This window comes from Planctomycetia bacterium, assembly GCA_034440135.1.
Lineage (GTDB): Bacteria > Planctomycetota > Planctomycetia > Pirellulales > JALHLM01 > JALHLM01.
On the sequence record JAWXBP010000162.1, the window covers coordinates 1 to 5,316 of the forward strand.

The window sequence follows — 5,316 nt, forward strand, 5'->3', positions numbered from 1 at the left end:
CTCGACGAGTGGGCCGAGCAACCCGATCCGTTCGTGGCCGCGCGGCACCAGGCGACCACACAACTGCAAGGACTCATGAACGCCCCCGCGGCGCCGCGGCGGAATTGGCGTTACCTGGTTTGGGGCGCCGCCGTGGCGATTGCAGCGGTCTTAGGCGTCGCCGCGGCGCAAGCCACGCGTACCCCGCCCCTCGTAACCGAGCAGGATGCCAAACGCTTTCCCACCAAAGCCTCGGCCGACTTGCAGATGCTGGCCGCCATCGACTTGGCGACGGTCGAAGCGTGGCAAGCCGTTTTGAACTACCCGAAGGTCAACGAGGACCACGAAAACTACGTCTGGATTGCTAAACGAGAGTTGGTTCGCCTTTACCTGCGCCAGCCAGATCTGGAGTCAGCGCAAAACCTCAGCAAGTCACTCGCCACGAGCGCGCCAGAGGAGAAACTCCAAGCCTTTGGCATCGCGGGCGAGTGTATCGTGCTCGGCATGCGTGGTAACTGGCACGATTTCCGGGAACGACTCAATGCGCTTGCGACCGTGGATGCGCTGGACGATCCTGAGATCCAGGAAATGCTGAACGCTCAGAAGCAAGCTTCGCGGAGCGCCACGGCCGCGCCGGCGCCTGTCATCGTCGATCCGTGATTCGGAAACGCCTTACAGCGGCTATTCAACGTTAATCTCCAGCGCCGGCGCCGGGCTATCGTCGTCGGTTCCCTCTGCCGCGGCCGCTTCATCGGCGTCAGGAGCAAAGGCTGGAGCGTCATCCGCATTCGGTACGTGTGCTTCGCTCAGGTCGATCTTCGTACCGTCGGCGTCGCACGTGAGTTCCAACTTGTCGTAGTGCCAGTTGCCGTCGGTGGTCTCCGCTTCGGCAATCACGTTCGCGCTCCCTTTCGGGCCCTTCACGCTGAAGAAAAACTTCGCCGTGCCTTCGCCGTTTTCAAGATTGAATTGTCCTTGCGGGAGCACCGTCGCGTCGTCGATGGGTTGCCCCAACTGGGCCTGGACTTCCGGATTATCCTGCACGCGCTTCAAGGCCTGCTGATACGCCGGATTGCCCTTGAGCGCAGCGACGCCGATGAAGAATAGACCGCCAAAGCAGCCTGCGCACAGCAAAATCGGCAGCACGATCACCGTTGGGACGAACCACAACCAATTGCGGCCGAACCAGCCGCGCTTCGGCGGCTCCGCGTCGAACCGCGGGGGGGGTACTTGGCTCATGGTGCTCATTCCTCCCTGAAGAGTCGGCCGTCAACGGCCTGATGTGATGGGTGCTTACTTCCCGTCGCGTTGACGGCAATAAGCCAACATGCCGGGGATGTCCTTGGGGATCGCCCCGGCCGGTGCGGCCTTGGGCGCTACGGCTGCAACTGGCTCGGGGTCCGCCTCGGCGACAGGTTCTGGCTCGGACTCCGGTTGCGGGACCGGCGGGGCCTTTGGCGCCGCCGGCGCGGCTGGCGTTACCGCCTTACCGCGTGCGGCAGCCAAAATATCGGCCGTGGATAATTTTGTTGTGTCTGCGGCGGCCGGCTTGGGGGCCGCAGCCGGGGCCTCCGCGGCAGGGGCCGATGGACGTCGGGCCGCGGCCAGAATTTCCGCCGTAGACGGCTTCTTGCCTTCAATCGCTGGCGCCGCCGGGGACTTGGCGCCTCGGGCGGCCGCCAGGATGTCCGCGGTGGAGCCTGCAGCCGCGGGCTTTGCCGGTGCGGCAGCCGGCTTGGCGGGCGGGGCCTTGGCAGGGGCCGCTTTCGCCGCGGGGGCCTCGGCCGGCTTCGCCGGCGGAGGCAGTGGCGCATCGATCACTTTCAAAAACGTCGGGCTGATGTCGTACCAGCCGACATTGTTGTACGCCTCGAACTCCACCAGCGCCTGGCCGCTCATGTTCACAGTCCGCACCCGGCCGGTAATGCCCTGGAAACGGGCCAGTTCCGGCCGATCGCCAGCGACGATGACGTACTTGTCCGTAAGGTCACGCTGCAACTGCTCGACGCGCGTCAAATCCATCGCTGGCCGTACCGTGAGAAACGAGAACAAGCCCCCGCGCCAGGGACGCTCCCCGGCGGAAGCCAGGATTTTGCCTGATTTGACTGAGTTCGGCAAGCATGGCTTGTGATCAGCAACGAGGATTCGACGAGTAACTCGGCCGACGCATATCGGGATTTCGTTCGTTCTCGCAGCGGCGGAATCGCGCCAAACTGCGAAATCCTACCGCTCGCAGTAACCTACGCTTAAGTGTTTTCAGGCCCGAATCGTTGCTCGCCCCCGGCGCGGCGTCGGGACGAATGAGCCAACACCGTTCTGAGGGGCGAAGTCCGTGACTGGAAAAGGAATGCGGCGCAACCGTCGGGGCGCATCGCTGGTTGAATATGTTTCCGTCATGGCCATCGGCGCCGCGGTGCTCGCGGGCGGCGCCCTGGCGCTGGGCGATCTGACCCGCGCGACGTTTGATCAAGCTGGCCGCCACCTTGCTTTCGCTAGCAAAGAAAAGCGGCCTGCGGAACCTCTTGCGGCCCAGCCCGTGGAAGTGGTCGCGGAGCAACTTCCCATCATTCCCTGGTGGGGCGCCGCCTTGTTGTTGGGCTGCGGGGCGATCGGGCTCGTATTTGTCAGCCTGAGGAAGTCTCCTCCTGCTGTATCGCCGGCGCCGCTAAGCGAACCAGAGCAAACACCGATCGTGCCCGAACGCATGGAAGCGCAGTTCATTGCCAAACGCCAACAGATTCTGCAAGTGCTGGATCGTGAACTTTGGTGCGTGTTCGATGGCCGGATTTCGATCAAGGACGTGTTGACGGACTGCCCGACGTCGGTGCGGCCGGATGCGCCGCTCGCGCGTGTCCGTGCGACCATGCAGGAAGAACGGATTCACCACTTGTTGGTGATCGACATGCAGGGCCAGCTCCAAGGAGTCATCAGCGATCGCGATTTGCGTGACTCGGATGGCGCCGTCGCTTCGGACGTGATGACTCGCAGTCCGGCGACAGTGACGCCGGCCACGCCTGTGGCGAATGCCATCAGCCTGATGTTGGATCGCTCAATTTCGTCGCTGCCCGTCATCGACGCGAACCGAGTCGTTGGGATCGTCACGACGAGCGACATGTTGATGACGCTGCAATGTTGCGTACAACTTCTACAGCGTCTGGCGAGCACCATGTGGCAGCCAGGCGTCGCGTTGGGCGAATCCTGGAGCGACGACAATCTCGCTGCCGCTGCTTCAGCTTCGGGCGATGGCACGGGGCGACTTTTCGACGTCGTCCAAGCCATGAACGCGTCGCATCCGTAGCTATGCGCTGGTCAATCTTCGGCCAATCGCGCAGCGCGGCCCGTGAAATGGCGTTGCCAACTCTCGGACAGTTCTGGCAGCACGGAAAGTGCGAGCGCCGCTGCCCGATCGTGCCTGCGGTGATACATCACGCGGTTCGCGGCCATGATGGTCCACTCAGGACGCGGGCGATCCAGCAACTTCAACGGTTGCCCGGCCTCTACGACGCCAGTTTGCAAGACGCGCCAATACCATCCACTGCGGCCGGTGTGCTGCACTTGCTCTACGAGATCGCGCACGCGCCATTTGCGAGCCAGCTTCCAACAAGGTTGGCGCGGCTGCGACACTTGGAGTCGTACCGACTCGCCAATCTGCCAGACGTCGCCGATGCAAACGTCGTCCTCCGTGAGATCGCGGATCGTCAGGTTCTCGCCGAACGCGCCGTAAGCGGCGGATGCTGGTCCGAGGATCGGCAGCCAATCGGCGTAATGATCGGCGGAATAGCTCAGCACCGCTTTATCTTCGCCGCCATGGTTTTCCAAGTCAGCCTGCCCGTCGCCGACCAGTCCGTACCGGGTAATCTCCACCGGCTCCGATACCGGCAACTTGAAGATGCCGGACGTCCACGGCTTGTCGAAGGGATCCTCCGCATCCTCGCGCCCCATCTGGCGCGGCATGCCGACTTGAATGGATGCAAGCGTTGGCATCAGGGGCTCGATAATTGGAGAAAATACTAGCCCGTAGCGCCAGCGAGGGAAGAAGGACGTCGCGTACCGTTTGAGAACAAACTCTCAGTTGCTTCGACTCGGCGCAACTGAGAGTTTGATCCCCAGCGGTCAACGATATCAACTCTCCCTCGCTGGCGCTACGGGCTGGTGTGTTGCGGTTTTTTCGTTACTTGATCAGCGAGCGCAGCGTGCGGAGGTTGACCTTGTCCATGTGCTCGCCGTCGACTTCTTCTTTTGGCGTTTCCAGGTACATGGGCGTCTTGCTGAATCGACTGTCGTTCAGCAGTTGCCGGAACGGTTCCAAGCCCAAGTGTCCCTGCCCAATGTGCGCGTGGCGATCGACCCGGGAGCCGAACGGCTTTGCGCTATCATTGAGATGAAAAGCCTGAACTTGGGTTACACCGACCGTGGCGTCGAGGGCCTTCATCGTTTCCTTGTACTCCTTGGGCGTGCCGAGCGGATAGCCGGCGGCGAAGACGTGGCAGGTGTCGATGCAAACACCGAGCCGCTCCGGGTGCTTCACGCCGGCGATGATCTCGGCCAGGTGCTCGAACTTGCAGCCCAGACAACTGCCTTGGCCGGCCGTGGCTTCCAAGAGCGTCTTGACCTTGAGCTTCGGCGCGGCGGCGTGGACTTCATCCAAACCCTTGATGATGCGCTTCAGCCCGACTTCTTCGCTCGAAGTGGTAAAGGCCCCGGGATGGGCCACCACGAACGGGATTCCCAGTCGCTCCGCGCGTTCCAATTCGATTCGATGGGCGTCGATCGACTTGCGCCACAGTTCCTCATCCGGAGCGGCCAGATTGATCAGGTAGGAATTGTGCGCGATCGGCCAGCCAATTTTCAGCTCTTTCAGCGCATTCTGGAACTTCGCGACGTCCTCGTCGGTTAATTCTTTCGCGCGCCATTGGTTATTGTTTTTCGTGAAGAGCTGGACCGCGTCGCAGCCCATTTCGCTGGCGATTTCCACGGAGCGATAATAACCGCCGGAAATCGACATGTGTGCGCCGAGGATTGCCATGGCCGGCAATGTAACGGACTGGGCGGCGTCGTATAATCCCGTCGTGCCGCGAAGCTTTGTCACCTGTGGGGAGGGGGAGTCATGAAGGCCCTGATTACCGGCGCGACCGGGTTTGTCGGCCGTCGCCTGGTGGCGAAGCTGCCGGGCTGCGTCGTCCTGACGCGCGACGCGAGCCGCGCGAAGGCCGTGCTGGGGGACGTGAACGCCTACCCCTGGGACGCCTCACGCGAGCGGCCCCCGTCGGCGGCGTTTCAAGGGGTCGACACGATTTTCCACCTGGCCGGCGAACCGGTCGCGGAAGGGCGCTGGAA

7 protein-coding genes are annotated in these 5,316 nt (G+C 62.6%); 3 read left to right on the plus strand and 4 right to left on the minus strand.

From position 1 onward, the window contains the following. Positions 1–639, plus strand: a 639-nt coding sequence (locus tag SGJ19_09360; GenBank protein MDZ4780445.1) for a hypothetical protein, incomplete at its 5' end; no start/stop codon positions are given. A gap of 21 nt (positions 640–660) precedes the next feature. On the opposite strand, the gene SGJ19_09365 is transcribed toward SGJ19_09360, so the two are convergent. Both SGJ19_09365 and SGJ19_09370 read right to left on the minus strand, forming a co-directional pair. Then, the gene (locus tag SGJ19_09365) at positions 661–1,218 is read right to left on the minus strand and encodes a cytochrome c oxidase assembly factor Coa1 family protein (protein MDZ4780446.1); all 558 of its coding nucleotides are present in this window, start codon (positions 1,216–1,218) and stop codon (positions 661–663) included. Between the two features lie 54 nt (positions 1,219–1,272). Then, a complete protein-coding gene (locus SGJ19_09370; protein ID MDZ4780447.1) occupies positions 1,273–2,097 on the minus strand; it encodes a hypothetical protein in 825 nt (274 codons plus the stop codon). 229 nt (positions 2,098–2,326) lie between these two features. Here SGJ19_09370 and SGJ19_09375 point away from each other — a divergent pair, with 229 nt between their 5' ends. Continuing rightward, a complete protein-coding gene (locus tag SGJ19_09375) occupies positions 2,327–3,277 on the plus strand; it encodes a CBS domain-containing protein (GenBank protein MDZ4780448.1) in 951 nt (316 codons plus the stop codon). A gap of 11 nt (positions 3,278–3,288) precedes the next feature. Here the strand turns inward: SGJ19_09375 and SGJ19_09380 are convergent, their stop codons facing one another. Together SGJ19_09380 and SGJ19_09385 are read right to left on the minus strand one after the other, a co-directional pair. Then, on the minus strand, positions 3,289–3,963 hold the full coding sequence (locus SGJ19_09380; protein MDZ4780449.1) for an MOSC domain-containing protein: 675 nt from the start codon (positions 3,961–3,963) through the stop codon (positions 3,289–3,291). 187 nt (positions 3,964–4,150) lie between these two features. Then, complete coding sequence (locus tag SGJ19_09385; protein ID MDZ4780450.1) at positions 4,151–5,068, minus strand: deoxyribonuclease IV; 918 nt, start codon at positions 5,066–5,068, stop codon at positions 4,151–4,153. Between the two features lie 18 nt (positions 5,069–5,086). On the opposite strand from SGJ19_09385, the gene SGJ19_09390 reads away from it, so the two are divergent. Beyond that, a partial coding sequence (locus tag SGJ19_09390) for an NAD-dependent epimerase/dehydratase family protein (GenBank protein MDZ4780451.1) occupies positions 5,087–5,316 on the plus strand: 230 nt, incomplete at its 3' end.